The sequence below is a fragment of the Cupriavidus sp. a3 genome (assembly GCF_051015765.1).
GTDB lineage: Bacteria > Pseudomonadota > Gammaproteobacteria > Burkholderiales > Burkholderiaceae > Cupriavidus > Cupriavidus oxalaticus_A.
Map to the genome: position 1 here is coordinate 1,129,483 of NZ_CP170643.1, position 22,632 is coordinate 1,152,114.

A 22,632-nucleotide genomic window follows, 5' to 3' on the forward strand; every position below is an offset into this window, starting at 1 on the left:
GCACCCGGCACACCGGCCAGAGTACTCTAAACGGCGCCTGTTGCAAAAGTATGCCTGCCTGCGCGTGGCCCGGATGACTGGCCTGGCAGCCATGGCGGGGGACTGGCGCGAGCGCGGTGTAGCGGCGCATACTGGCGTTCGCCATGACGCGGGCGCTGCCCGCATGCCAACATCGAACGAGCTGCCCCATGACTGAATTCCTGCCCGCGTGGCCGCTGCTGACCGCCTTCGTGCTGGCCAGCCTGGCGCTGGCCATCACCCCCGGCCCGGCCGTGGTCTATATCGTGACGCGCACGCTGGCGCAGGGCCGGCAGGCCGGGCTGGCGTCGATCGGCGCGGTGGCGCTGGGCAACCTGGGTAACGCCATCGGCGCCTCGCTGGGGCTGGCGGTGCTGTTCTCGGTGTCGGCGCTGGCGTTCTCGGTGGTCAAGTACGCAGGTGCGGCCTACCTGATCTGGCTCGGCATCCGCGCGCTGCGTGGCGGCGCTGCGGCGGCGGGCGGCGGTACGCCGGAGGTGGCGCAGCGCAGCCTGCGCCAGGTGATGCGCGACGGCTTCGTGGTGGCGCTGCTCAACCCCAAGACCGCGATCTTCTTCGCCGCCTTCCTGCCGCAGTTCATGAACCCGGCCGGCTCGGCGCTGGCGCAGAGCCTCGCGCTGGGCGTGGCCTTCGTGCTGATCGCCGCCACCACCGACGCCTGCTACGTCATGGCCGCGGCCGCGGTGATGCCGGCGCTGCGCCGCGCCGGGCGGGCACGCGCATTCGGCCGCTACCTGACGGGGGCGGCGTTTATCGGGCTGGGGATCTTTACGGCGACTTCGGGCTCGCGTGCCGCGAAATAGGCAGCTAGAAGCAGAGGAAGGAAAAACTGCCGCCGCTCAGCGCAGCGGCAGTTCCAGGATGCCGCCGGCGGCAGGGCGGGCACGCATTGCCGCCAGCCAACGCTGCAGGTCGGGCCGCGGCTGGTGCTGGATCGGCAGGCCCATCCAGCGGTGCGCGGCGCAAGCCAGCGAGATATCCGCCATGGTGAAGCGGTCGCCGCCGATGAACTCCCGGCCCGCCAGCGCCTTGTCCAGCAGCGCCGCCAGCCGCTCGGTGCGGGCGCACGAGGCCTGGATAGCGGCTTCGTCGCGCTCGCCGTCGGGCGTGCGCACCAGGTTCAGGAACGCCGTCACCATGGCCGGGCTGAAGGCCGTGGTCTGCCAGTCCATCCAGCGGTCGGCCGAGGCGCGCGCCTTGACGTCTTCGGGCCACAGCGTGCCCTCGCCGTAGCGCGCGCACAGGTAGCGCACGATCGCGTTCGATTCCCACAGCACGAAGGGCTCGCCGCCCACGTCCGTGCCGCGGAAATCCTCGATCACCGGGATCTGGCGGTTCGGGTTCAGGCGGACGTAGGCCTCGGTGTCGAGGTCGCCCTTGTTGACGCCGATATCGACGCGCTCATGGTCCAGGTGCAGCTCGCGCGCGCACCAGACCACTTTCTGCACGTTGATGGAGGAGAGTCGGCCCCAGATACGCAGCATGTCGGCTCCTGGATTGCGCGCCCGTGCGGCGTCAGGCCGCGCGCGCTTGCCTGGCGGCAGCGGCGGCGATGGACTCGCGGAACAGCTCGCCCAGGATCGCCACGCCCTGCTCGATGCGCTCGGGCGGCACCGTGACGAACGCCAGGCGCAGCGCATTGCGCTTCGGGTTGCTGGCGTAGAACGGCGCGCCCGGCACATAGGCCACGTTGCGCTTCACCGCTTCTTCCAGGATAGCCATGCTGTCCAGCCCTTCGGGCAGCTCCATCCAGATAAACATGCCGCCTTCGGGCGTGTTCCAGGTCACGCCTTCCGGCATATGGCGCTTGAGCGCGTCCAGCATGGTCTGGCACTGCTTGCTGTAGAGCTCGCGGATGGTCGGGATATGGCGGTCGAGCAGGCCGTCGCGCACGGTCTCATAGGCCACGCGCTGCGTGAAGGTCGGCGTATGCAGGTCCGATGCCTGCTTGGCCTGGCACAGCTTGAAATGCAGCTCGGGCGGGGCGATCACGTAGCCCAGGCGCATGCCGGGAGCCAGGATCTTCGAGAACGAGCCCATGTAGATCACGCCGTCCGGATTCATCGACAGCAGCGTCGGCAGCTGGTCGCCGGTATAGCTGAGCGCGCCGTACGGATCGTCTTCCACCACCAGCACGCCCAGTTCCTGCGCGCGCGCCACCAGTGCCTGGCGGCGCTCCAGCGGCAGGCGGCGGCCGGTTGGGTTCTGGAAGTTGGGCAGGGCGTACAGGAAGCGCGCGCCGGCGGTCAGCTCGGGCGTCAGCGCCTCGGGCACCAGGCCCTTGTCGTCGGTCGGGATCGAGACGAACTCGGGTTCGAACAGCGAGAACGCCTGCAGCGCGCCGAGGTAGCTGGGGGTTTCCACCATCACCTTGCTGCCCGGGTCGATCATCACCTTGGCGATCAGGTCCAGCGCCTGCTGCGAGCCGGTCACGATCAGCACGCGCTCGACGCCCACGCCGTGGCGCTTGGCGATGAATTCACGCAGCGGCAGGTAGCCTTCGGTGGCGGCGTATTGCAGCGCCGCCTGCGGGTTGTCGGCGAATACGCGGGCCGTCGCTGCCTCCATGGCCGCTACCGGGAACGATGCCGGCGAGGGCAGGCCGCCGGCGAAGGAAATGACTTCCGGACGCTCGGTGACCTTGAGGATTTCGCGGATGGCCGAGCTGGTCAGTTGCTGCGCCCGGCGGGAGATGGCCCATTTCATGATGTGTCTCTTGTGGTCTGGGAGGGTGTTTCTGTGTGGCAAGGCCGGCCGGTGGCGGTCGCCCGGGCCGCCGGCCGGCGGAAATTACTGCACCTCGACGATCATCTCGATCTCGACGCAGGCGCCCAGCGGGACCTGCGCCACGCCGAAGGCGCTGCGCGCGTGCTTGCCCTTGTCGCCAAAGACTTCGGCCAGGAACTCGGAAGCGCCGTTGGTGACCAGGTGCTGCTCGGTGAACTCGGTGGTGGAGTTGACCAGGCTCATCACCTTGACGATGCGGGTGACGCGGTTCAGGTCGCCCACGTGCGCGTGCAGCGTGGCCAGCAGGTCGATGGCGATGGCGCGCGCGGCGGCCTTGCCCGATTCGGTGTCGATGTCCTGGCCCAGCTTGCCGGTCCATACCTTGCCGTCCTTGCGGGCGATATGGCCCGACAGGAATACGGTATTGCCGGTCTGCGCGGCCATCACGTAGGCGGCGGCAGGGGCGTTGGCGGTCGGCAGTTCGACGCCGAGGCGGGCAAGGGTGTCGTAGACGGACATGCGTTGGACTCCTGGTCAGTGAATGCGTCCTGGAAGGACAGGGGACGTTTCCGGGGCGGCGGCAGGTGCGCTCTGGCGCACGGCGGCGTTGCGGCCGAGGGCCACGACAGCGATCACCGCCACCGCGAAGGCGATGGTGGGGGCGTCAAGCGGCTCGGCCAGGATCAGCGCGCCGCCCGCCAGCGTCAGGAACGGCTGCAGCAATTGTATCTGCCCGACGCGGGCCACGCCGCCTTTTGCGAGGCCGGCGTACCAGAAAAGGAAGCCGACAAACATCGAGAACACCGAGACATAGGCCATGCCGGCCCAGGCACGCGGCGACGCCGCGGCGATCGCCGGCAGGTCGCGCAGCGCCAGCCAGGCCACCACCGGCACCAGCACCGGCAGCGACGCCACCAGCGCCCAGCTGATCGTCTCCAGCCCGCCCAGCTCGCGCGACAGCTTGCCCCCCTCGGCATAGCCCAGTGCGCCCAGCACCACCGCGGCAAACAGGTACCAGTCGGCGTGCTGCAGGCCGCCGGCGCCTTGCCAGGCGGCAAAGCCGACCACCAGCGCGCTGCCGGCCACGGCCGACAGCCAGAACGCCGGCGACGGCCGCTCGCGCCCGAACCAGGCCGCGAACACGGCCGTGACCAGCGGCAGCAGGCCGACCACGATGGCGCCGTGGCTGGCCGGCACCTCGCGCATCGCCAGCGACGAGAACACCGGGAAGCCGGCCACCACGCCCAGCGCAGTCACCGCCAGCCGTTGCCACTGGCCGCCGCGCGGGCGGCGTGCCGCGGCCAGCGCGCCGCGCATGGCCAGCAGCGCCAGCGCCAGCAGCGCGGCCAGGACGGCGCGCGCCAGCGCGACGAAGATCGGGTCCAGCTCGGCCACTGCCATGCGCGTGAACGGCAGGGTCTGGCTGAAGATGGCCACGCCGATGAAGCCGAGCAGCATGCCGCCTGAATGGGGCGCGGCCGGTATGGAAGCAGGCGAGGGAGTTTGCGAGGGAGTTTGCGAGGGAGCGGACATGGTTGGCGTCTTGTGTTCTTGTCGTTCGGTTCAATGCACGCCGGGCCGGGCGCTGACAGCGATCCACAGCGCGGTCAGCGCCAGAGCCGCGCCCATGGCACGGTTAAACCAGCGCACGCGCTCGCCCTCGCGCAGCCATTGCCGCAGCGCCGCACCCAGCGCGCCGTACACGCCGTTGCTGACGAAGCCCAGCAGTGCGAATACGCCGCACACCAGCAGCAGGCGCTGCAGCGGCGCGGTGGCGCCGGCCATATAGGACGCCGCCACCGCCAGCGCCAGCATCCACGCCTTGATGTTGGCGTACTGCAGCACCGCCGATTGCCACACGTTCAGCGGCCGCAGCACCTGCCTTTCGGCCAGTGTCGTGCCGCGCGCGATCTTCCACGCCAGCCACAGCAGGTAGGCCACGCCGGTTAGATGCACCGCCGATGCCAGCGCCGGCTGGCCGAGGACCAGCGCGCCCACGCCGACCGCGCACAGCGCCAGGATGCTGGCAAAGCCGAACGCTACGCCGACGCAGTGCGGCAGCGTCGCGCGCAGGCCGAAGTTGGCGCCGGTCACCGCGGCAATGGCGGTGTTGGGGCCGGGCGTGAACAGGCCGACCGCCAGCAGCGTCAGCAGGGCCAGGAACTGCGCCGCGGTCAGGCCGGTGAGCAGGCCGGAGGTCACGGCCGTCATGCGAACGCCACCACGACGCGGCGGTTGGTGCGGCTCTTCTTCTCGATTTTGGTTACCGCCACGGTGCCGATCTCGCTGGTATTGCCCACATGCGTGCCGCCGCAGGGCTGGCGGTCGACGCCGGGGATCTCGACGATGCGGATGCTCGAGGTCCCCGCCGGCGGCGCCGCGCCGATGGTGCGCACCAGTTCCGGCTGCGCGGCCAGCTCCTGCGGCGTGATCAGCGTGATCCGCACCGGCGTTTCCGCGCGGATCAGCGCGTTCAGGCGCTCGGTCAGGCCGGCCTTGTCCAGCGTCGACTCCGGCAGGTCGAAGTCGATCCGCGCCGAGTCCGGCGAGATGCCGCAGCCGGTCACCGGCACCGGGATCAGCGAGCCCAGCAAATGCAGGCAGGTATGCAGGCGCATCAGCCGGTGGCGGCGCGCCCAGTCGATGGTGACCGTGACGCGCTCGCCCACGCGCGGCAGCGCGGCGTCCGGCGCAGGCATATGCAGGATGCGGCTGCGGTCTTCGGCATAGATCGTGTCGACGATGGTCACGGTGCGGCCGTCGGGCAGCGCCAGCGTGGCGGTGTCGCCGGCCTGGCCGCCGCTGCGCGCGTAGCAGACGGTCTCGTCCAGTTCGATGCCTTCTGCGCTGGCCGCCAGCACGGTGGCGGTGCAGTGAACGAGATAGGGATCGTCGTCGAAACGCTTGCGGGTCGCGGACATCGGTGTCTCCTTTGGATTCTTGTTGCTTGTCTGGTCTGGCTAGCGCAGCGTGCGGATGCCCTGCGGGGTTTCGATCTCGGCCGACAGTTCCGGCTGGCCCTCGCCCTGTTCGATCGCGATCAGGTGGTCCGCGCCCAGCCAGGCCAGGCCCTGCCGCAGCAGTTCGGCGCGCGGATGGCGCCCGGACAGCTTGCGCAGCGCCAGGTCCTGCCGCGGCAGGCTGATGCCAGGGTAGGCGGCCACGTCCCACTGGATCAGGCTGGGGAGCAAGCCGTCGCCGGCGGCATCGGCCTCGCCTTGCCAGCCGGGCAGGGCGCCGTCTTCGGGCACCGTGATGCGCCAGCGCAGGTCGCCGCGCGTCATCGGGATCACCGGCGCGATCCGGGCCGGGTATTGCGACTGCCACAGCGTCAGGTCGGCGGGGCGCTCGACGCGGGCGGCCCAGTGCAACAGGAACGGACCGTTCTCCAGCCGTTGCCGTACCGCCTCGGTGTCGAGGCCGAACCAGCGCGGCCGCGCTGGCGCGGCGGCGGCCGGGTCGATCGCGATCACTTCCAGGTAGATGCCGCCGAACATGCCGAGCACGCGGTTGTGCGTGCCCATGGCGGCATGCGCACCGCCACCCTGGGGAGCAATCCCCAGCAGGTCGGCGACATGGGCGGTGCCGGCGTCCAGGTCGGGCGCGGCGATGACGAGGTGGTCGAGAGCGAGCTTCATCTTGGCTTGATGGTAGACAAGGTAGTCGGTACAGTACCGGTACAGTTCTGCGTATCGTCTTCAGTACAGTTGCAGGAGCAGCACATGGATGCGAACACCAGGGACGCGGATACCACCGCCGCGAATCCCCAGCAGCATAGCGGAAGCGGCGCGCGCGGCACCTCCGCCCAGGCCGGCGGACGCCCGCTGCGCCTGGTGCTGCCGCCCACCGAGCGCCTGCCCGACCCGATCCCGTCGGCCCAGATGACGCTGGTCGAGCAACTGACCGAATGGGCCCGCATGCGCATAGACGAACGCGTGTTCCGCGCCGGCATGCGCATGCCGTCGATCCGCCAGCTGGCGCAGGAAAAGGGCATCTCGCGCTTTACTGTGGTGGAGGCTTATGAGCGGCTGGTGGCGCTGGGCTACCTGGAATCGCGCCGCGGCTCGGGCTTCTACGTGCGCGAGCGTGCGCCGGCCGCGCCCGCGGCGCCGGTGTCGTCCAACGCGGCCGAGGCGCGCAATATCGACGTCACCTGGCTGCTGCGCAGCATGTTCCATACCGCCGAGGCGCACAAGGCGCCGGGGCTGGGCTTCCTGCCCAACGAATGGCTCGATGGCGAGCTGATCGCCAGCGCGCTGCGCGGCCTGGGACGCCAGCCGGGCAACCATTTCCTGGCCAGCGGCACGCCGCAAGGCTTCCTGCCGCTGCGCCAGCAGCTGCGCACCCGGCTGGAGGAACTGGAGATCCGCGCCGGCGCCGAGCAGATCGTGCTGACCTCCGGCATCACCCAGGCGCTCGACCTGATCGCCCGGCTCTACCTGCAGCCCGGCGACGCTGTGCTGGTCGGCGACCCGGCGTGGTTCGTGATGTTCGCGCGCTTTGCCGCGCAGGGCGCGCAGGTGATCGGCGTGCCGTACACCGCCGAGGGGCCGGACCTGGAGGCGCTGGAGCGCATCGTGCAGGCGCGGCGGCCCAAGCTGTTCGTGATCAACTCGGTGCTGCACAACCCGACCGGCACCTCGCTGTCCGCCGCCAAGGCCTTCCAGCTGCTGAAGCTGGCCGAGCAGTACGACTTCCTGATCGTCGAGGACGATATCTACTGCGACCTGTGCCCGCCCGGCCACGCCGCCACGCGGCTGGCCAGCCTGGACCAGCTGCGCCGGGTGATCTACCTGGGCAGCTTTTCCAAGACGCTGGCGGCCAACCTGCGCGTGGGCTTTATCGCCGCGCACCCGGAGATGGCATCGGCACTGACCGACAGCAAGCTGCTGGCGGGCCTGGCTTCGCCCGAGATCAACGAGAGGGTGCTGTACAAGGTGCTGACCGAGGGGCACTACCGCAAGCATGTCGAGCGTGTGCGCACCCGGCTGGACCGCGCCCGCGACGAAACCCGGCGCGAGCTGGAGCGGCTGGGCCTGCGCCTGTTCCCGGGCCAGCATGCCGGCATGTACCTGTGGGCCGATACCGGGCGCGATACCAACGCGATCGCCACCGCGGGGCATGAAGAGGGCTACCTGTTCGCCCCCGGCAGCCTGTTCTCGCCGTCGCAGATGCCGTCGGGGTGGATGCGCTTCAATGTCGCCAGCAGCGGCGACCCGGACATGCTGCGCTTTCTCGGGCGCCAGCTGGAACGGCTCTGAGCCCTCGTTGCCCTGCACGCGTTACATTCCCCGGGCCTTGAAAAATGGCCCGGGCGGCCCTATTTCTGGCGTCACTGGCCCCCGACGGCCACCCGACCATCCCAGATTCGCCTGTTTTCGAGATTCAAAAGGAGAACCATGACCGCACCGCACGAGACGATGAGCTTCCAGGCGGAAGTGAAGCAACTGCTGCACCTGATGATCCACTCGCTGTACAGCAACAAGGAAATCTTCCTGCGCGAGCTGGTCTCGAATGCTTCGGACGCCACTGACAAGCTGCGCTTCGAGGCGATCGCGAATCCGTCCCTGCTGGAAAACGACGCCGACCTGGCCATCCGCATCGAGGCCGATGCCCAGGCACGCACGCTGAAGATCACCGACAACGGCATCGGCATGAGCCGCGACGAGGCCATCCGCAACCTCGGCACCATCGCCCGTTCGGGCACCAGGGAATTCTTCCAGCAGCTGTCCGGCGACCAGCAGAAGGACGCCGCGCTGATCGGCCAGTTCGGCGTGGGCTTCTATTCGGCCTTTATCGTCGCCGACAAGGTCACGGTGGAAACCCGCCGCGCCGGCGTGGGTGCCGAGGAAGCCGTGCGCTGGGAAAGCACCGGCGACGGCGAGTTCAGCGTCGACGCGATCGCGCGCGCCGAGCGCGGCACCACCATCACGCTGCACCTGCGCGAGGGCGAGGACGATTTCCTGTCGGCCTGGCGCCTGAAGAGCATCATCCAGAAATACTCGGACCATATCTCGCTGCCGATCCGCATGCCCAAGGAAGTGTGGGACGCCGAGGCCAGCAGCTACAAGCGCACCGACGAGTGGGAAAGCGTCAACCAGGCCAGCGCGCTGTGGACCCGCAACAAGTCCGACATCACCGACGAGCAGTACACCGCGTTCTACCAGCACATCGCGCACGACAACGAAACGCCGCTGGCCTGGACCCATAACCGCGTCGAAGGCCGCAGCGAATACACCCAGCTGCTGTACATCCCGGCGCGCGCGCCGTTCGACCTGTGGGACCGCAACCACAAGGCCGGCCTGAAGCTGTACGTCAAGCGCGTCTTCATCATGGACGACGCCGAGCAGCTGCTGCCGGGCTACCTGCGCTGGGTCAAGGGCGTGGTCGATTCCGCAGACCTGCCGCTGAACGTATCGCGCGAACTGCTGCAGGAAAGCCGCGACGTCAAGGCGATCCGCGAAGGCTGCACCAAGCGCGTGCTGTCGATGCTCGAAGCGCTGGCCGACAGCGAGGACCAAGCCGAACGCGCCAAGTACGACACCTTCTGGCAACAGTTCGGCCAGGCGCTGAAGGAAGGCACCGGCGAGGACCAGGCCAACCAGGAGCGCGTGGCGAAACTGCTGCGCTTTGCCTCGACCCACAACGACACCGCCGAGCAGAACGTGTCGCTGGCCGCCTATGTCGGCCGCATGAAGGAAGGCCAGGACAAGATCTACTACGTCACGGCCGATACCTGGTCCGCCGGCAAGAACAGCCCGCACCTGGAAGTGTTCCGCAAGAAGGGCATTGAAGTCCTGCTGCTGACGGACCGCGTCGATGAATGGATGCTGTCGTTCCTGCGCGAATTCGATGGCAAGGAACTGGTGTCGGTGGCGCGCGGCGACCTCGACCTGGGCAAGCTGGCCGATGAAGCCGAGAAGGCCGAGCAGGAGAAGGCCGAGGCCGACTGGAAGGACGTGGTCGAGCGCGCCAAGACCGTGCTGGCCGGCAAGGCCAAGGACGTGCGCGTGACGCTGCGCCTGACCGAGTCGGCATCGTGCCTGGTGTCGGACGAGGGCGACATGAGCGGCTACCTGCAGCGCCTGCTCAAGCAGGCCGGCCAGAAGGCGCCGGACGCCCAGCCGATCCTGGAGCTGAACCCGGAGCATGCGCTGGTCAAGAAGCTGCGAGATCTTCCGGAGGGCGATGCCTTCAGCGACCGCCTGCAGGTGCTGTTCGACCAGGCGCTGCTGGCAGAAGGCGGCATGCTGGAAGACCCGGCCGCCTACGTGCAGCGCGTCAACAAGCTGCTGGCCTGACGGCCGGCGACCGACGCAGCGGCCCCGAAGCAGGTAGTCGGGGCCGCTGCGTTTCTGCCATGCCAGACCCCATCCCGCCCCAGGCCGACCTGCACCAGGGCCTGCCGCCTGTCATCGACCGCAACACCCGCGTGCTGGTGCTGGGCAGCTTCCCCGGCGCCGCCTCGTTGGCCGCGCGCGAGTATTACGCCCATCCCCGCAACCAGTTCTGGCCGCTGATGGCCGCGCTGACCGGCGAACCGATGCCGGCGCTGCCGTATGCCGAACGGCTGGTGCGGCTGCTGGCGCATCGCATCGGCGTCTGGGACGTGCTTGGGGCGTGCATGCGCGAAGGCAGCCTGGACAGCAATATCCGCTACCCGCAGGCCAACGATTTCACGCGGCTGCGCCAGCTGGCGCCGGCGCTCGAGCGCATCGGCTTCAACGGTGGCACATCGGGACGGTTCGCGCCGCAGTTTGCCGCGCAGGGGTATCAGACGGTGGTGCTGCCTTCGTCCAGCCCGGCGCACGCGGCGCGCAATTTCGAGCAGAAGCTGGCGCTGTGGCGCGCGCTGATGGCGTAGCGCCGCGGCCCTGCGCGCGGCCGGCGTGCCCGGGAACATGGCTGCGCCGGCGTTTCGAATGCGGGCGAGGCAATGTGACGCCCGCCGGATTGCCGTGTGCCATCGCGCACCTATACTGGATCAGGGTGACAGATGATTCGAAACCGAGGGTATCGGTCGCTCCTTGTTGTGCGCCTTGCGGCTCCCACTTTCGGACGCAAGGCGATGTCGCATCGGAAGTGAGCGCAATGCGCAGGCGAGGAGGCAATCATGTTCAAGCATCTCCTGCTGGCGGTCGATGGCTCCGACCTGTCCGAATCCGCATTCCGCAAGGCACTTGTGCTGGCGCGGGAGATGGGCGCCCGTGCCACCGTGGTGCGCGTCTGTCCGAACTACCATGTGTTGACCTACCAGGTCGAAATGCTGGAGGACACCCGCGAGACCTACGTCAAGCAGGCCTGGGAAGACGCAACCCGCTACTTGCGCGGCCTGGCCGACGAGGCCGGTGCAGCGGGCGTGGCCTGTGACACGACCTACGCGGTCAATGACCATCCGTACGAGGCCATCATCAAGGCGGCCGAGGACAAGGAATGCGACCTGATCGTGATGGCGTCCCACGGGCGGCGCGGGGTCAAAGGGTTGGTGATCGGCAGCGAGACCCTCAAGGTGCTGACCCACAGCAAGATCCCGGTGCTGGTCTACCGGTAGGCGCGCGGCCGCCGGCCCGCGCCGTGGGCTAGCGCCGCCGCATCCGCGCCGCCAGGCGCGGCAGCGGACCCGTGCGCCAGACGCGGCGGCGCAGGTCGGCCGATATCCGGCCCGTCAGCCCGGATGCGCAGCGGCGTGCCGGGCGGCACGCGCAGCCGCATCACGGCCATGACGTCGCGCGCGTTGGCCGAGCCCGAGGCGGTCGCCAGCATGATGCTGCTGGCAAAGCGGCTGGCGGCCAGGCTCAGGTGTGCGGAACTGCGGCCCTGGAAGATCAGGCCGGCGAGCCCGTCGATCGTTGCTTCTGCCACAGACGGTCACATCCACACGGCGGCCGGGGCTGTGGCGCGAAGAGCGCATTGCAGTGCCTGCCGATCGTCGCGCCGGATCCGGGAAACTGGATTTGGGCAGCACGCTTCTGGCATCCTGAGGGCCTGATCCAATGCCCCGGCCGCCGCGCCCGCAAGCCACCCATGCCACTTTCCGCCTGGACCCACGAAGCGATCCGCAAGATCGAAGCCGACTTCAACCGCTCCGCCGATACCCACCTGATCCCGCTGGACCTGCCGGGCTACCCCGACATCCGTGTCTACTTCAAGGACGAATCCAGCCACCCGACCGGCAGCCTGAAGCACCGGCTGGCGCGCTCGCTGTTCCTGTATGCGCTGTGCAATGGCTGGCTGCGTGAGGGCAGCACGGTGGTGGAAGCGTCCAGTGGCTCGACCGCGATTTCAGAGGCGTATTTCGCCAGGCTGCTAGGGCTGCCGTTCGTGGCGGTGATCCCGGCCGGCACGTCGCGCGCCAAGGTCGAGGCGATCGAGTTCTATGGCGGGCGCTGCCACCTTGTCGACAGCCCGTCGGAGATCTATGCCGCGTCGCACCGCATCGCGCAGGAAACCGGCGGCCATTTCATGGACCAGTTCACCTACGCCGAGCGTGCCACCGACTGGCGCGCCAACAACAATATCGCCGAATCCATCTTCAAGCAGATGGCGGAGGAGGAGCACCCGGTACCGGCCTGGCTGGTGTCCAGCGGCGGCACCGGCGGCACCATCGCCACGCTCGGCCGCTACGTCGCCTATCGCCGCCACAAGACGCGCGTGCTGTGTGCCGATCCGGAGAACTCGGTGTTCTTCGATTATTTCCGCAGCGCCCTGGCGGGCAAGCCTGAACCGGACCTGTCGCTGCCGACCGGCTCGCGAATCGAGGGTATCGGCCGGCCGCGCGTGGAGCGCTCGTTTATCCCCAGCTGCATCGACGCCATGCTGAAGGTGCCCGATGCGCTGTCGTTCGCCGCCATGCGCTACCTGGCCAGGCGCTTCGGCCGCCGCGTCGGCGGCTCGACCGGCACCAACTTCGTCGGCGTGCTGTACCTGGCGCAGCAGATGCGGGCGGCAGGGCAGGCGGGGGCCATCGTCGCGCTGCTGTGCGACAGCGGCGACCGCTATGGCAATACCTACTACGACGAAGACTGGTATGCCGAGCAGCGCATCGCCATCGACGCCGCCGATGCGCTGGTGGCGCGCGCGGTGAAGGGTGAGGCGGTGCTTACGCCGCAGGCGGTGGCCGGGCTGCAGCCGGCCGGCGCCGGCATTCCGGGCTGAATGCAAGGGAATCGCGCCGCCGTCTTTCTGTCAAAATGCCGGCGGCCAGCGCTTCGGCGCCGACCCTTTGCCCACTGATGACCTCATACGATCCCATAGGTTGACTTATCCATGCGTATCTTCGGTATCAGCATCCATATCATCGTTGCGCTGTTCTTCGCCGTGCATGCGGTGCGCACGCACCAGAACATGTACTGGCTGCTGATCCTGTTCCTGTTCCCGGGGCTGGGCAGCCTGGTCTACTTCTTTGCCATCTTCCTGCCCGAGCTGCGCCAGTCGCGCGGCGCGCGCGCGGCCACGCGCGCCATCTCGCAACTGGTGGACCCCAACCGCGCGGTGCGCGAGGCCCGCACCGACTTTGACCGGGCGCCGACCGTGGCGCACCGCATGCGCCTGGGCGCCGTGCTGCTCGAAGCCGGCGAGCCGTCCGAGGCGCTGCAGCACTACCAGGCCGCGGCCAACGGCCCGTTCGCGTCCGATCCGGCGCTGCTGCAGGGCCTGGCCCAGGCGCAGTTCGCCACCGGCGACGCGGCCGCCGCGCTGGCGACGCTGGAAAAACTGTTCGGCGCCAGCCCGCATGCGCGCCAGCAGCCCGACCCCGCCTTGCTGTATGCTCGCGCGCTGGCTGCCACCGGCGCGCCCGGCACGCGCGCCGCGTTCGAGCAGGCACTGACCAGCGCCAGCGACGCCGCGCCGCGCTGCCTGCTCGCCGACTGGCTGGCGGCGCAGCCCGATGCCGCCGACCGCGAACGCGCGCGCGAACTCTACGCCGAAATCGTCCACGACGCCCGCCACTGGCCGCGCCATGCCCGCGAGCACAACCGCGAGTGGCTGCAGCGCGCGCAGGCGGCGCTGGGCAAGTAAGGCGCGTGCCGGCCCGTTGCATGGCCACCGTGTATTTCTCGACAATATGACCCTACTGAAACGCAAATCGATTGAAGCCGTGGCCTCGCGCCGTCCGGCACGTGGCACACGCAACCGTGGCCAGGCGCCGGACTCGCGCGCGGCCCGCGAAGAAAAACGCATGACGCCGCGCTTTGCGCCGGTGACCTTCTCGGAGCTGGACGGCGTGCGCTACCTGCATTTCGGCACGGAGTGGGTGCAGGGCGCGATGCGCCTGCGCAAGCCGGATGCGATCGAGCTGGAATACGCGCAGCAGATGATGGCCTGGCTGCTGTTCCTGTCGCCTTCTGTGGATGAATTCCACGTGGTCCAGCTCGGCCTCGGGGCGGCCGCACTGACCAAGTTCTGCCACCGCCAGTTCAGCCGCGCGCGAGTGACCGCGGTCGAGCTGAATCCGGCGGTGATCATCGCCGGGCGCAGCATGTTCGGCCTGCGCCAGGATGACGCGCGCCTGACCGTGCGCGAGCAGGACGCGTGGGACTACGTGATGGACGGCACCCACGCAGATGCCATCGACGTGCTGCAGGTGGACCTGTACGACGCCACCGCGCGCGGCCCGGTGCTCGACACCACCGCGTTCTACCGCGCCTGCCGCCGCACGCTGAAGGAGCCGGGCGTGATGACCATCAACCTGTTCGGCGACCACGACAGCTTCCCGAAGAATATCGAGCGCATCTGCGAAGCCTTCGATAGCCGCGTGCTGGTGTTCCCTGAGGTCCATGACGGCAACATCATCGCACTGGCGTTCAACGGCCCGGAGATCGATGTGGCGTGGGAAGTGCTGGAAGCGCGCGCCGACGTGGTCGAGAAGACCACGGGGCTGCCGGCGCGGGACTGGGTGCAGAAGCTGCGCGCGGCGAACGCGCGGCAGGAAGAGCGGTTGAGGATCTGATCCAAACGCGCCCAAAGAGGAGGTTTGGGTGCTCCAAAGCCGCCTGAACTAGCCCAAGCAAGGTGTTCTCCCTCTCCCGCAAGCGGGCGAGGGAGAACACCGCGAGCCGATGACCAGCCGCCGCCCTCACTCCTTGTGGAAAAACTGCGCCAGCGACCACTCGTCCGTCCGCGCCTCATACTTCAGTCCCTTCTTCATCGCCCACATCGCCAGCTGGCTGTGCGACGGAATGATCGCGTGGTCGGCCAGCGCGAACCTGGCCGCCGTGCGCGCGTTCTCCTCGCGCGCTTTCTCGCTGGAAACGGTGGTCAGCGATTTTTCGATCAGCTGGTCCAGTTGCGGGTTGCTGTACTTGCCCCAGTTCCAAGTGCCATACCCGGTCTTGGGGTTGGGCGTGCCCGTGATCGAGCGCAGCGCCACATCCGCGGCTGCCGAACCCCACCCCAGCATCTGGAAGGCAAAGTCGCCCTGGCGCGCGCGCGTGAAGTAGGCCGCTACCGGCATGGTCTCGACCCTGGTCTGGATGCCGATGCGCGTCAGCATGCTGGCGGTGGCCTGCGCCACCGCGGCGTCGTTCAGGTAGCGGTTGTTGGTGGCATGCAGCGTCAGCCCGAAGCCGTCCGGGTAGCCCGCCTCCGCCAGCAGCTTTTTGGCGCCTTCGGGATCATAGGCGTCGGGTTTGGTGCCCGGATGCCCGAAGATCTGCGGCGACACGATCGACGATGCCGGCACCGCCAGCCCCTCCATGATGCGGTTGACGATGGCGTCGCGGTTCAACGACTTGCTGATCGCGGCACGCACGCGCGCATCCTTGAACGGGTTCTTGCCCAGCGCCTTGCCGGCCTTGTCGGTGACGAAGGGCGGGTTGTCGCGCGAGTGGTCCATTTGCCAGAAGATGGTGCGCCACGAAACCTGCTGCTCGATCTTGAACTTCGGGTTCTGCCTGAGCTTGGCCACGTCGGCCGACGGCACGCTCTCGATCACGTCGACATCGCCCGCCAGCAGCGCGGCGCTGCGCGCGCCGTTGTCGGTGATGATGCGGAACACGGCGCGGTCCCACTCCGGCTTGGGCCCCCAGTAGTTGGGATTGCGCTCCATCACGATTTCCTGCCCGCGCGCGAAGCGCACGAACTTGAACGGCCCGGTACCGATCATGGCCTTGCCCGAGTCGAAATCGGCCTGCGTCAGCGTGGCGGCGACCTTTTTCGGCATGATCGGCACGCTGTTCAGGTCGTTGGCCAGGTTGGCGTAGTTGGGCACGCTCATGGTCAGGCGCACCGTCAGCGGATCGGGCGTGTCGATGCGGGCGATCGGCTTGGTGTAGCTGGTGAACGAGCCGGGGCTGTTGGTCAGCTTGTCCGGGCGCTCCAGCGACGCCTTGACGTCTTCGCTGGTGAAGGGCGAGCCGTCGTGCCACTTCACGTTGGGGCGCAGCTTGATTTCCCAGGTGATGGCATTGACCGGCTTCCACGACAGCGCCAGGCCGGGGATATAGCGGGCGTTCTTGTCCATGAACACCAGCGACTCGAAGACATGCAGAGCGATCGCGTTGTTGGGGCCGGAGTTGTTCCAGTGCGGGTCCATCGAGGTGACGTCGGCGGCCAGCCCGATGCGCAGGTCCTCGGCATGGGCGGCGCCGGCCGGCACCAGCGCCAGGGCGGCACAGGCGGCACTGCCCAGCACCAGCGCGGCGGTGGCGTGGAGCAAGGTGCGGCGGGCGGGCTGGCTGGGCGTGGCGGTTGTCGATGGCATGGGACTGGCTCCTCGTACAGGTCCGGCGCTTGCGGACGGGTTCTCAGGCGGTTTGTCCCGCATTGTGCCGCTAAAGTGGCATGGTTGCAGCGTCCGATGCAAGGCTGCCGGGTCCGGCCCCGGTAAAATGGGGTCATGTTTGCCAATTCCCGCACCATCGTCTCGGCGCAGTCCGATGTCCACGAACACCTTGCCGCGCGTGTCGCGCGCCACCTGGCCGAGCCGTTCCGCAAGCCCATCGGCGAAGCCAGCCGCCGCGCGCTGAGCGCGGCGCTCGACAATTGGCAGCAGGCCGGCGGCGCGCCGCTGATCCTGGATGCCGGCTGCGGCGTGGGCGAAAGCACGCTGCGCCTGGCGACATCATTCCCGGACCACTATGTGATCGGCGTCGACCAGTCCGAAAAGCGCCTGGCCGCTGGCAAGGACTGGTGGGGCGAGGCGCCGATGCCGGCCAATTTCTGCTGGGCGCGGGCCGACCTGGTCGATGTCTGGCGCATGCTGCAGGCCGACGCGGTGCCGGTGGCGCGCCACTACGTGCTGTACCCGAACCCATGGCCAAAGATCGGCCACCTGGGGCGGCGCTGGCAGGGCCATGCGGTGTTCCCGGCGCTGGCGGCGTGCGGCGATTACCTGGAATGCCGCAGCAACTGGCAGGTCTACATCGACGAGTTCGCGCAGGCGCTGGCGCTGGTTGGGCGTCCGGCGCAGGTGGTCGAGCCCTGGCAGCCGGCGCAGGCGATGACGCCGTTCGAGCGCAAGTACGCGGCATCGGGGCATGGGCTCTGGCGCTGCGTCAGCGAGCGGGGTGCCTGAAGCCAGCCAGGAAAACAAAAACGGCCCACGATGTGGGCCGTTTGCTTGCGTGGGCGCGGGAACTCAGTGGAACAGCGGCTGCTGCGTGGGCGCGTCTTCCGGCAGCTCCGCATGCACGATCTCGCCATTGCGGTCGGCATACAGCGGCGTGCCGCAATCCTCGCAATATTCCGGATCGAACAGCGCCGCATGGCGGAAGATATCCTCCACGCCGGCGTTGCGCAGCTCTTCGCAGATCTGTTCGAGCGGGTTGCCCTTCTCGTCGGCATCGACTTCGCCGGCTTCGCGGCCGTAGACCGGCCAGACGATGCCGTAGATCACGTCCTTTTCACCGCGCATGGTGAAGCCGACGCGGTATTCCTCGACCACTTCCTCGCCGAACGCGGCCACCACCGCGGCCAGCTGGCCGGCGGAGATATCGAGCGTGCCGGCCAGATAGTTGACGGCGGCGCGCACGGTCAGAGGACGGATGCTCTTGTCGGACTCACGGCACGACAGGAAGAAGGCGTCGGGGAGCAGCAGCTCGAACTCGCAGCCGGGCAGCAGCAGCGCCACCGACGGCTGGACCTGGGTGCGCCATTGTTCCAGGCACACCGAGCGCTCGGCGTGGTGCTCCTTGGCATCTTCCTGCCAGCGGAACAGCGCCTGCTCGTGCGGGGCTACCACCACGGCCAGCAGGTAGCGCGGGTCGGCCAGGATCGGCGCGGTCTCGGGCAGGTCGCGCAGGTCGACCTTGGGTACCGAGCCGGCCAGCGCGGCCGCGGCCAGCTTGTGCGTCAGCGCAAAGGTGTCGCTGTGGGTGCGCGGCAACTGGTCGATGCTGTACAGGTACGGCGACAGCGCCACCTTGGTGTCGGAAGCCAGTACATGTGCCTGCAAGTGCACGGCGAGCGTCTGGGCCAGCTCCGGCTTGAGCGCGCCCGAGGGGATGGCGTAGCGCGTGTGCGCCAGGATTGGCGCGGCGATCAGCAGCGCGTCGTAGCGCTGGCCATCGACCTCGATGGTGGCCGATTCGGCCAGTGTCTCGGCCTGCTCGGCCAGCACGTCGGAGGCATCGGCGTTGTGCTTGAACAGGTGCTCCAGCGCCGCGTCCAGCGCGGTCTGGCTACCGTTCTTCAACAGGCGGCCCAGGCGCTGCGAGAGCCGCCGTTCCCAGTAGCCATCCTCCATGCGGCTGCCCGATGCGTCGAGGGCGAGCGCATCGGCCACCAACCGCTCGGCGTCGGGGGAAAGACGTGGGGAAGCCTTGGGGCGAAAACCTGCCATAGAAAGAAACCGTTCGTTTATGCGTAAAACGGTATTCTACTCGTTGCGTTGACAAGGCGGCCGCGCGATGCGGCGCGACTTGCCACCGGCGAGGCCGAAGACTTCTTTTTATTTCTGTCCGCCGGCTGCCGGCGCCGCCGGTGCGTGGGTCTCGACGCCGTGCTGCTCGCCGGAAATCGACACGTCGCTGCCGCCCTTGGTCAGCAGGTAGAGGGCTGCGCCGGCAACGACGACGAATGCGATGATGATCTTTGCCATGTTGTCTCCAGTGTATGTCTGAAGCGGGGTGGCCCCGCCTCCGGGCCATTGCGGCCCATGTTGTTTGGGACACAGTGTGGCAGCACTGCCTTGCGTGGAACTTACACGCGCGGGATAGGCGCCGAGTGATTCCGGGGCCGCATCATGCGCACCATGACAAACGCCGCCCGGGAAGGCGGCGCTTGCATGGACCATCCGCGGGCGTCAGGCCACCAGCAGCTGGCGCAGCACGAACGGCAGGATGCCGCCGTGGTTGTAGTAGTCGACCTCGATCGGCGTGTCGATGCGCAGCAGCACCGGCACGCGCTGCACGTCGCCGTTGGCGCGCTTGATCACCAGCACCAGGTCCTGTTGCGGCTTGAGGTCGCCCGGGTTGTCCAGGCCCGTGCCTTCGATGTCGAAGGTCTCGTTGCCGGTGATACCCAGTGCCTGCGCGCTGTCGCTGCCCTTGAACTGCAGCGGCAGCACGCCCATGCCGACCAGGTTGGAGCGGTGGATGCGCTCAAAGCTGCGCGCCACCACGGCCTTCACGCCCAGCAGCTGCGTGCCCTTGGCCGCCCAGTCGCGCGACGAGCCGGTGCCGTACTCCTCGCCGCCGAACACCACCGTGGGCGTGCCCTCGGCGATGTACTTCATGGCCGCGTCGTAGATCGACATCTGCTCGCCGGTGGGCTGGTGGATGGTGATGCCGCCTTCCACGCGCGCGCCGTCCGGCTTGGGCGGGATCATCAGGTTCTTGATGCGCACGTTGGCGAAGGTGCCGCGCATCATCACCTCATGGTTGCCGCGGCGCGAGCCGTAGCTGTTGAAGTCGGCCTTGAGCACGCCATGCGCCTGCAGGTACTTGCCCGCGGGCGAGGTGTCCTTGATCGAGCCGGCCGGCGAGATATGGTCGGTGGTCACCGAGTCGCCGAAGATGCCCAGCGCGCGCGCGTCGCGCACGCTGGCCGAGGCGCCCGACGGCTCCAGGCTGAAGTCCTGGAAGAAGGGCGGCTCGGCGATGTAGGTCGACTTGGGCCAGTCGTACACCTGGCCCTTGGTGCCCTGGATCGCGCCCCACAGCTTGCTCGGCTTCTTGACCTGCTCGTAGTTGCCCTTGAAGGTCTTGGCGTCCATCGCGAACTTCATCAGCGCGTGGATTTCCTCAGAAGTCGGCCAGATATCGCCCAGCCAGACGTCACGCCCGCCCTTGCCCTTGCCGACCGGCTCGGTCATCAGGTCGCGCGTGACATTGCCGGCGATGGCATAGGCCACCACCAGCGGCGGCGAAGCCAGGAAGTTGGCGCGGATGTTCGGGTGGATGCGGGCCTCGAAATTGCGGTTGCCCGACAGCACCGCGGCCGCGACCAGGTCGTTCTTGACGATGGCCTCGTTCAGCTCGGGCGTCAGGTCGCCGGCATTGCCGATGCAGGTGGTGCAGCCGTAGGCGGTCACGCCGAAGCCCAGCTGCTCCAGGTACGGCAGCAGGCCGGCGGCCTTCAGGTATTCGGTGACCACGCGGCTGCCCGGCGCCAGCGAGGTCTTGATGTGCGGCGCCACTTCCAGTCCGGCTTCCACCGCCTTCCTGGCCAGCAGGCCAGCCGCCAGCAGCACGCTGGGGTTGGAGGTGTTGGTGCACGAGGTGATCGCGGCGATCAGCACGTCGCCGTTCTTCACTTCAATGCCGTTGCTGGTGCGGTAGGGCCGATCCAGCTCGGCCGCATCCTTGTTGAAGCCGTTCTCGGCCACCGGCTTGCTGAACAGCGACGCGAACGTGCTCTTGACGTTGCCGATCTCGATGCGGTCCTGCGGGCGTTTCGGCCCGGCCAGCGACGGCGCGACCGTGGACAGGTCCAGCTTCAGCGTCTTGCTGAAGTCGATGTCGCCTGCCTGCGGAATGCCGAACATCTGCTGGGCGCGGAAATAGCCTTCGAACGCGTCGATCTCCGCGTCGGTGCGGCCGGTGCCGCGGAAGTAATCGATGGTCTTTTCGTCGACCGGGAAGAAGCCCATGGTGGCACCGTACTCCGGCGCCATGTTGCCGATGGTGGCGCGATCCGGCACTGACAGGCTGGCCGTGCCTTCGCCGAAGAACTCGACGAACTTGCCGACCACCTTCTCCTTGCGCAGCATCTCGGTGATGGTCAGCACCAGGTCGGTGGCGGTGACGCCTTCGCGCAGGCGGCCGGTCAGCTCCACGCCGACCACGTCCGGCGTCAGGAAGTACACCGGCTGGCCCAGCATGCCGGCCTCGGCCTCGATGCCGCCGACGCCCCAGCCGACCACGCCGATGCCGTTGATCATGGTGGTGTGCGAATCGGTGCCGACCAGCGTGTCAGGGTAGTAGACCCCATCCTTCTTATGAACGCCGCGCGCCAGGTATTCCAGGTTGACCTGGTGCACGATGCCGAAGCCCGGCTGCACCACGCCAAAGGTGTCGAACGCCTGCATGCCCCACTTCATGAACTGGTAGCGCTCGTTGTTGCGCTGGAATTCCAGCTGCATGTTCAGGTCCAGCGCCTTCTTTTCGCGGAAATGGTCAACCTGCACCGAGTGGTCGACCACCAGGTCGACCGGCACCAGCGGCTCGATCTTCTTGGGGTCCTGGCCCATCTTCTCGGCCACGTTGCGCATTGCGGCCAGGTCGGCCAGCAGCGGCACGCCGGTGAAGTCCTGCAGCACCACGCGGGCCACGACGAACGGGATCTCGTCCACACGCTCGGCATTCGGCCTCCAGCCGGCGAGTTGCCTGACGTGTTCTTCGGTAACTTTCTTGCCGTCGCAGTTGCGCAGCACGGCTTCCAGCACGACGCGGATCGATACCGGCAGGCGCCCGAGATCGAGGTCCAGTTCCTGCGCGAGTTGCGGCAGGGAATAGAACTGGCCCTTGCCGGAAGCGCCGATCTTGAATTCTTTTAGCGTGTTCTTGAGGTTATGGGGCATTGCCGTACTCCGATCGAAGGATGATGCGATGGCATTTGGCTCGGACCTCTGAAACTGGATTCAGACCCCGGTGCGCTGCCGCGGCGTATGGCCGCGGTCCGAGGTCGGCAGCGCACTGCAACTGCATACTCTAACCGCCGCGCGGCCTTGCCGCCACCCGGTCTCGATCGGCCGGGCCCCGGCCATGCCTTCCCGCGGCGCGACAGCGTGCCCGCGGCGGGTTGGCCCGCCCGCAAGGCAAAAGGGTGCCGGCGGCCGGAATTCAGGCGGCCGCCGGCACCCTGTACGGATTTACTGCTTCGGTGCCGCGCTTTGCTGGGTCGCGTCAGGCTGCTGCGCCTGCTGCGGCTGGACCGTCGGGCCGCCCGGGGGCGTGGCCAGCAGCGGGGCGCTGACCGGGGCGCGCAGGCCGCCGGCCTGCGTCGGCGCCGCGGCGCCTGCCTGCATGGCGGCGCTCTGGCAGTCGTCGGCCAGGCGCTGGCCCAGGTTCTTGTTGAACAGCATGGCCTTGCTCGGGATCACCACCAGGTCCAGGCCGGTGCGGGCGTCGTAGTAGCGGTCGGCGCCGGTCACGGTGGACTGACGCGGCAGCTTGTAGTCACGGCCTTGCCAGTGCACGGTCAGCACTTCGTCACGCAGCATGTCGCCGGAGATATAGATGCTGTTGCCCAGTTCGCACTGCCACTTTTCACCGGTCGGGGTGACTGCGGCGGCGGCGCCGGCAGCGGCGGCGGTGCCGGCTGCGGCCTTCTTCTTGGTCGAGGACTTCTTCTTGGTGGTCTGCTTGGCCGGCTCTTGCGCCATCACGGCGGTGGCGGTGGTCAGGCTGAACGCGCCGATGCAGGCGGCAAGTACGAGATGTTTCATTTTGTGAGTGCCTCTCGGATTTTGAAATCTGGTCTGTT

At 68.1% G+C, this 22,632-nt stretch carries 22 protein-coding genes; 9 read left to right on the top strand and 13 right to left on the bottom strand.

Going from position 1 to position 22,632, the window contains the following annotated elements; all coding sequences use genetic code 11:
* The first annotated feature begins 188 nt into the window (after positions 1 to 188).
* Entirely contained in the window at positions 189 to 842 is a 654-nt protein-coding gene (locus tag ACAD63_RS05270; RefSeq protein ID WP_135705598.1) for a LysE family translocator, read from the top strand.
* 36 nt (positions 843 to 878) lie between these two features.
* Here the strand turns inward: ACAD63_RS05270 and ACAD63_RS05275 are convergent, their stop codons facing one another.
* From ACAD63_RS05275 to ACAD63_RS05305, 7 genes are all read right to left on the bottom strand, one after another.
* Entirely contained in the window at positions 879 to 1,523 is a 645-nt protein-coding gene (locus ACAD63_RS05275) for a glutathione S-transferase family protein (RefSeq protein WP_133093033.1), read from the bottom strand.
* Between the two features lie 31 nt (positions 1,524 to 1,554).
* A complete protein-coding gene (locus ACAD63_RS05280; protein WP_133093032.1) occupies positions 1,555 to 2,745 on the bottom strand; it encodes a PLP-dependent aminotransferase family protein in 1,191 nt (396 codons plus the stop codon).
* A gap of 84 nt (positions 2,746 to 2,829) precedes the next feature.
* Positions 2,830 to 3,285: a RidA family protein gene (locus tag ACAD63_RS05285; protein WP_133093031.1), complete on the bottom strand. Its 456-nt coding sequence runs from the start codon at positions 3,283 to 3,285 to the stop codon at positions 2,830 to 2,832.
* A gap of 15 nt (positions 3,286 to 3,300) precedes the next feature.
* A complete protein-coding gene (locus ACAD63_RS05290; RefSeq protein ID WP_135705597.1) occupies positions 3,301 to 4,224 on the bottom strand; it encodes a DMT family transporter in 924 nt (307 codons plus the stop codon).
* 105 nt (positions 4,225 to 4,329) lie between these two features.
* Positions 4,330 to 4,977 (bottom strand): LysE family translocator, encoded by a 648-nt coding sequence (locus ACAD63_RS05295; RefSeq protein ID WP_195431892.1) that lies wholly within the window; start codon positions 4,975 to 4,977, stop codon positions 4,330 to 4,332.
* Complete coding sequence (locus ACAD63_RS05300; RefSeq protein ID WP_133093028.1) at positions 4,974 to 5,687, bottom strand: alanyl-tRNA editing protein; 714 nt, start codon at positions 5,685 to 5,687, stop codon at positions 4,974 to 4,976. The genes ACAD63_RS05295 and ACAD63_RS05300 overlap by 4 nt, the downstream gene beginning before the upstream one ends.
* A 39-nt stretch (positions 5,688 to 5,726) precedes the next feature.
* Positions 5,727 to 6,404 (bottom strand): VOC family protein, encoded by a 678-nt coding sequence (locus tag ACAD63_RS05305; RefSeq protein ID WP_135705595.1) that lies wholly within the window; start codon positions 6,402 to 6,404, stop codon positions 5,727 to 5,729.
* Positions 6,405 to 6,488: 84 nt separating this feature from the next.
* On the opposite strand from ACAD63_RS05305, the gene ACAD63_RS05310 reads away from it, so the two are divergent.
* The 4 genes from ACAD63_RS05310 (at position 6,489) to ACAD63_RS05325 (ending at position 11,317) form a co-directional block, all read left to right on the top strand.
* The gene (locus ACAD63_RS05310) at positions 6,489 to 8,027 is read left to right on the top strand and encodes a PLP-dependent aminotransferase family protein (RefSeq protein ID WP_135705594.1); all 1,539 of its coding nucleotides are present in this window, start codon (positions 6,489 to 6,491) and stop codon (positions 8,025 to 8,027) included.
* 138 nt (positions 8,028 to 8,165) lie between these two features.
* A complete protein-coding gene (htpG, locus tag ACAD63_RS05315) occupies positions 8,166 to 10,067 on the top strand; it encodes a molecular chaperone HtpG (protein WP_133093025.1) in 1,902 nt (633 codons plus the stop codon).
* Between the two features lie 59 nt (positions 10,068 to 10,126).
* A complete protein-coding gene (locus tag ACAD63_RS05320; RefSeq protein ID WP_135705593.1) occupies positions 10,127 to 10,630 on the top strand; it encodes a DNA-deoxyinosine glycosylase in 504 nt (167 codons plus the stop codon).
* Between the two features lie 249 nt (positions 10,631 to 10,879).
* Positions 10,880 to 11,317: a universal stress protein gene (locus ACAD63_RS05325; RefSeq protein ID WP_133093023.1), complete on the top strand. Its 438-nt coding sequence runs from the start codon at positions 10,880 to 10,882 to the stop codon at positions 11,315 to 11,317.
* Here ACAD63_RS05325 and ACAD63_RS05330 read toward each other — a convergent pair.
* Positions 11,308 to 11,628 (bottom strand): HPr family phosphocarrier protein, encoded by a 321-nt coding sequence (locus ACAD63_RS05330; RefSeq protein ID WP_240745888.1) that lies wholly within the window; start codon positions 11,626 to 11,628, stop codon positions 11,308 to 11,310. The two genes, ACAD63_RS05325 and ACAD63_RS05330, sit on opposite strands and share 10 nt — an antisense overlap.
* A 162-nt stretch (positions 11,629 to 11,790) precedes the next feature.
* On the opposite strand from ACAD63_RS05330, the gene ACAD63_RS05335 reads away from it, so the two are divergent.
* The 3 genes from ACAD63_RS05335 to ACAD63_RS05345 all read left to right on the top strand — a co-directional run bounded on the left by ACAD63_RS05335 (position 11,791) and on the right by ACAD63_RS05345 (position 14,716).
* On the top strand, positions 11,791 to 12,921 hold the full coding sequence (locus tag ACAD63_RS05335) for a PLP-dependent cysteine synthase family protein (protein ID WP_133093021.1): 1,131 nt from the start codon (positions 11,791 to 11,793) through the stop codon (positions 12,919 to 12,921).
* A 111-nt stretch (positions 12,922 to 13,032) separates the two neighbouring features.
* On the top strand, positions 13,033 to 13,785 hold the full coding sequence (locus ACAD63_RS05340; protein WP_135705591.1) for a tetratricopeptide repeat protein: 753 nt from the start codon (positions 13,033 to 13,035) through the stop codon (positions 13,783 to 13,785).
* Positions 13,786 to 13,831: 46 nt separating this feature from the next.
* A complete protein-coding gene (locus ACAD63_RS05345) occupies positions 13,832 to 14,716 on the top strand; it encodes a spermidine synthase (RefSeq protein ID WP_434033525.1) in 885 nt (294 codons plus the stop codon).
* A 126-nt stretch (positions 14,717 to 14,842) separates the two neighbouring features.
* Here ACAD63_RS05345 and ACAD63_RS05350 read toward each other — a convergent pair whose 3' ends face one another.
* Positions 14,843 to 16,468 carry an ABC transporter substrate-binding protein gene (locus tag ACAD63_RS05350; protein WP_195431893.1) on the bottom strand — a complete coding sequence of 542 codons (1,626 nt, stop codon included), beginning with the start codon at positions 16,466 to 16,468 and terminating at the stop codon, positions 14,843 to 14,845.
* A 135-nt stretch (positions 16,469 to 16,603) separates the two neighbouring features.
* On the opposite strand from ACAD63_RS05350, the gene trmB reads away from it, so the two are divergent.
* Complete coding sequence (trmB, locus tag ACAD63_RS05355; protein WP_135705589.1) at positions 16,604 to 17,281, top strand: tRNA (guanine(46)-N(7))-methyltransferase TrmB; 678 nt, start codon at positions 16,604 to 16,606, stop codon at positions 17,279 to 17,281.
* Between the two features lie 63 nt (positions 17,282 to 17,344).
* Here the strand turns inward: trmB and ACAD63_RS05360 are convergent, their stop codons facing one another.
* From ACAD63_RS05360 to ACAD63_RS05375, 4 genes are all read right to left on the bottom strand, one after another.
* Entirely contained in the window at positions 17,345 to 18,547 is a 1,203-nt protein-coding gene (locus tag ACAD63_RS05360; RefSeq protein ID WP_133093017.1) for a DUF2863 family protein, read from the bottom strand.
* Positions 18,548 to 18,655: 108 nt separating this feature from the next.
* The gene (locus ACAD63_RS05365) at positions 18,656 to 18,805 is read right to left on the bottom strand and encodes a hypothetical protein (protein ID WP_165971428.1); all 150 of its coding nucleotides are present in this window, start codon (positions 18,803 to 18,805) and stop codon (positions 18,656 to 18,658) included.
* 204 nt (positions 18,806 to 19,009) lie between these two features.
* Positions 19,010 to 21,727, bottom strand: coding sequence for an aconitate hydratase AcnA (gene acnA / locus ACAD63_RS05370; protein ID WP_434033526.1), 2,718 nt, complete (start codon positions 21,725 to 21,727; stop codon positions 19,010 to 19,012).
* Between the two features lie 291 nt (positions 21,728 to 22,018).
* Complete coding sequence (locus ACAD63_RS05375) at positions 22,019 to 22,594, bottom strand: hypothetical protein (protein ID WP_133093015.1); 576 nt, start codon at positions 22,592 to 22,594, stop codon at positions 22,019 to 22,021.
* Between the last annotated feature and the right edge of the window lie 38 nt (positions 22,595 to 22,632).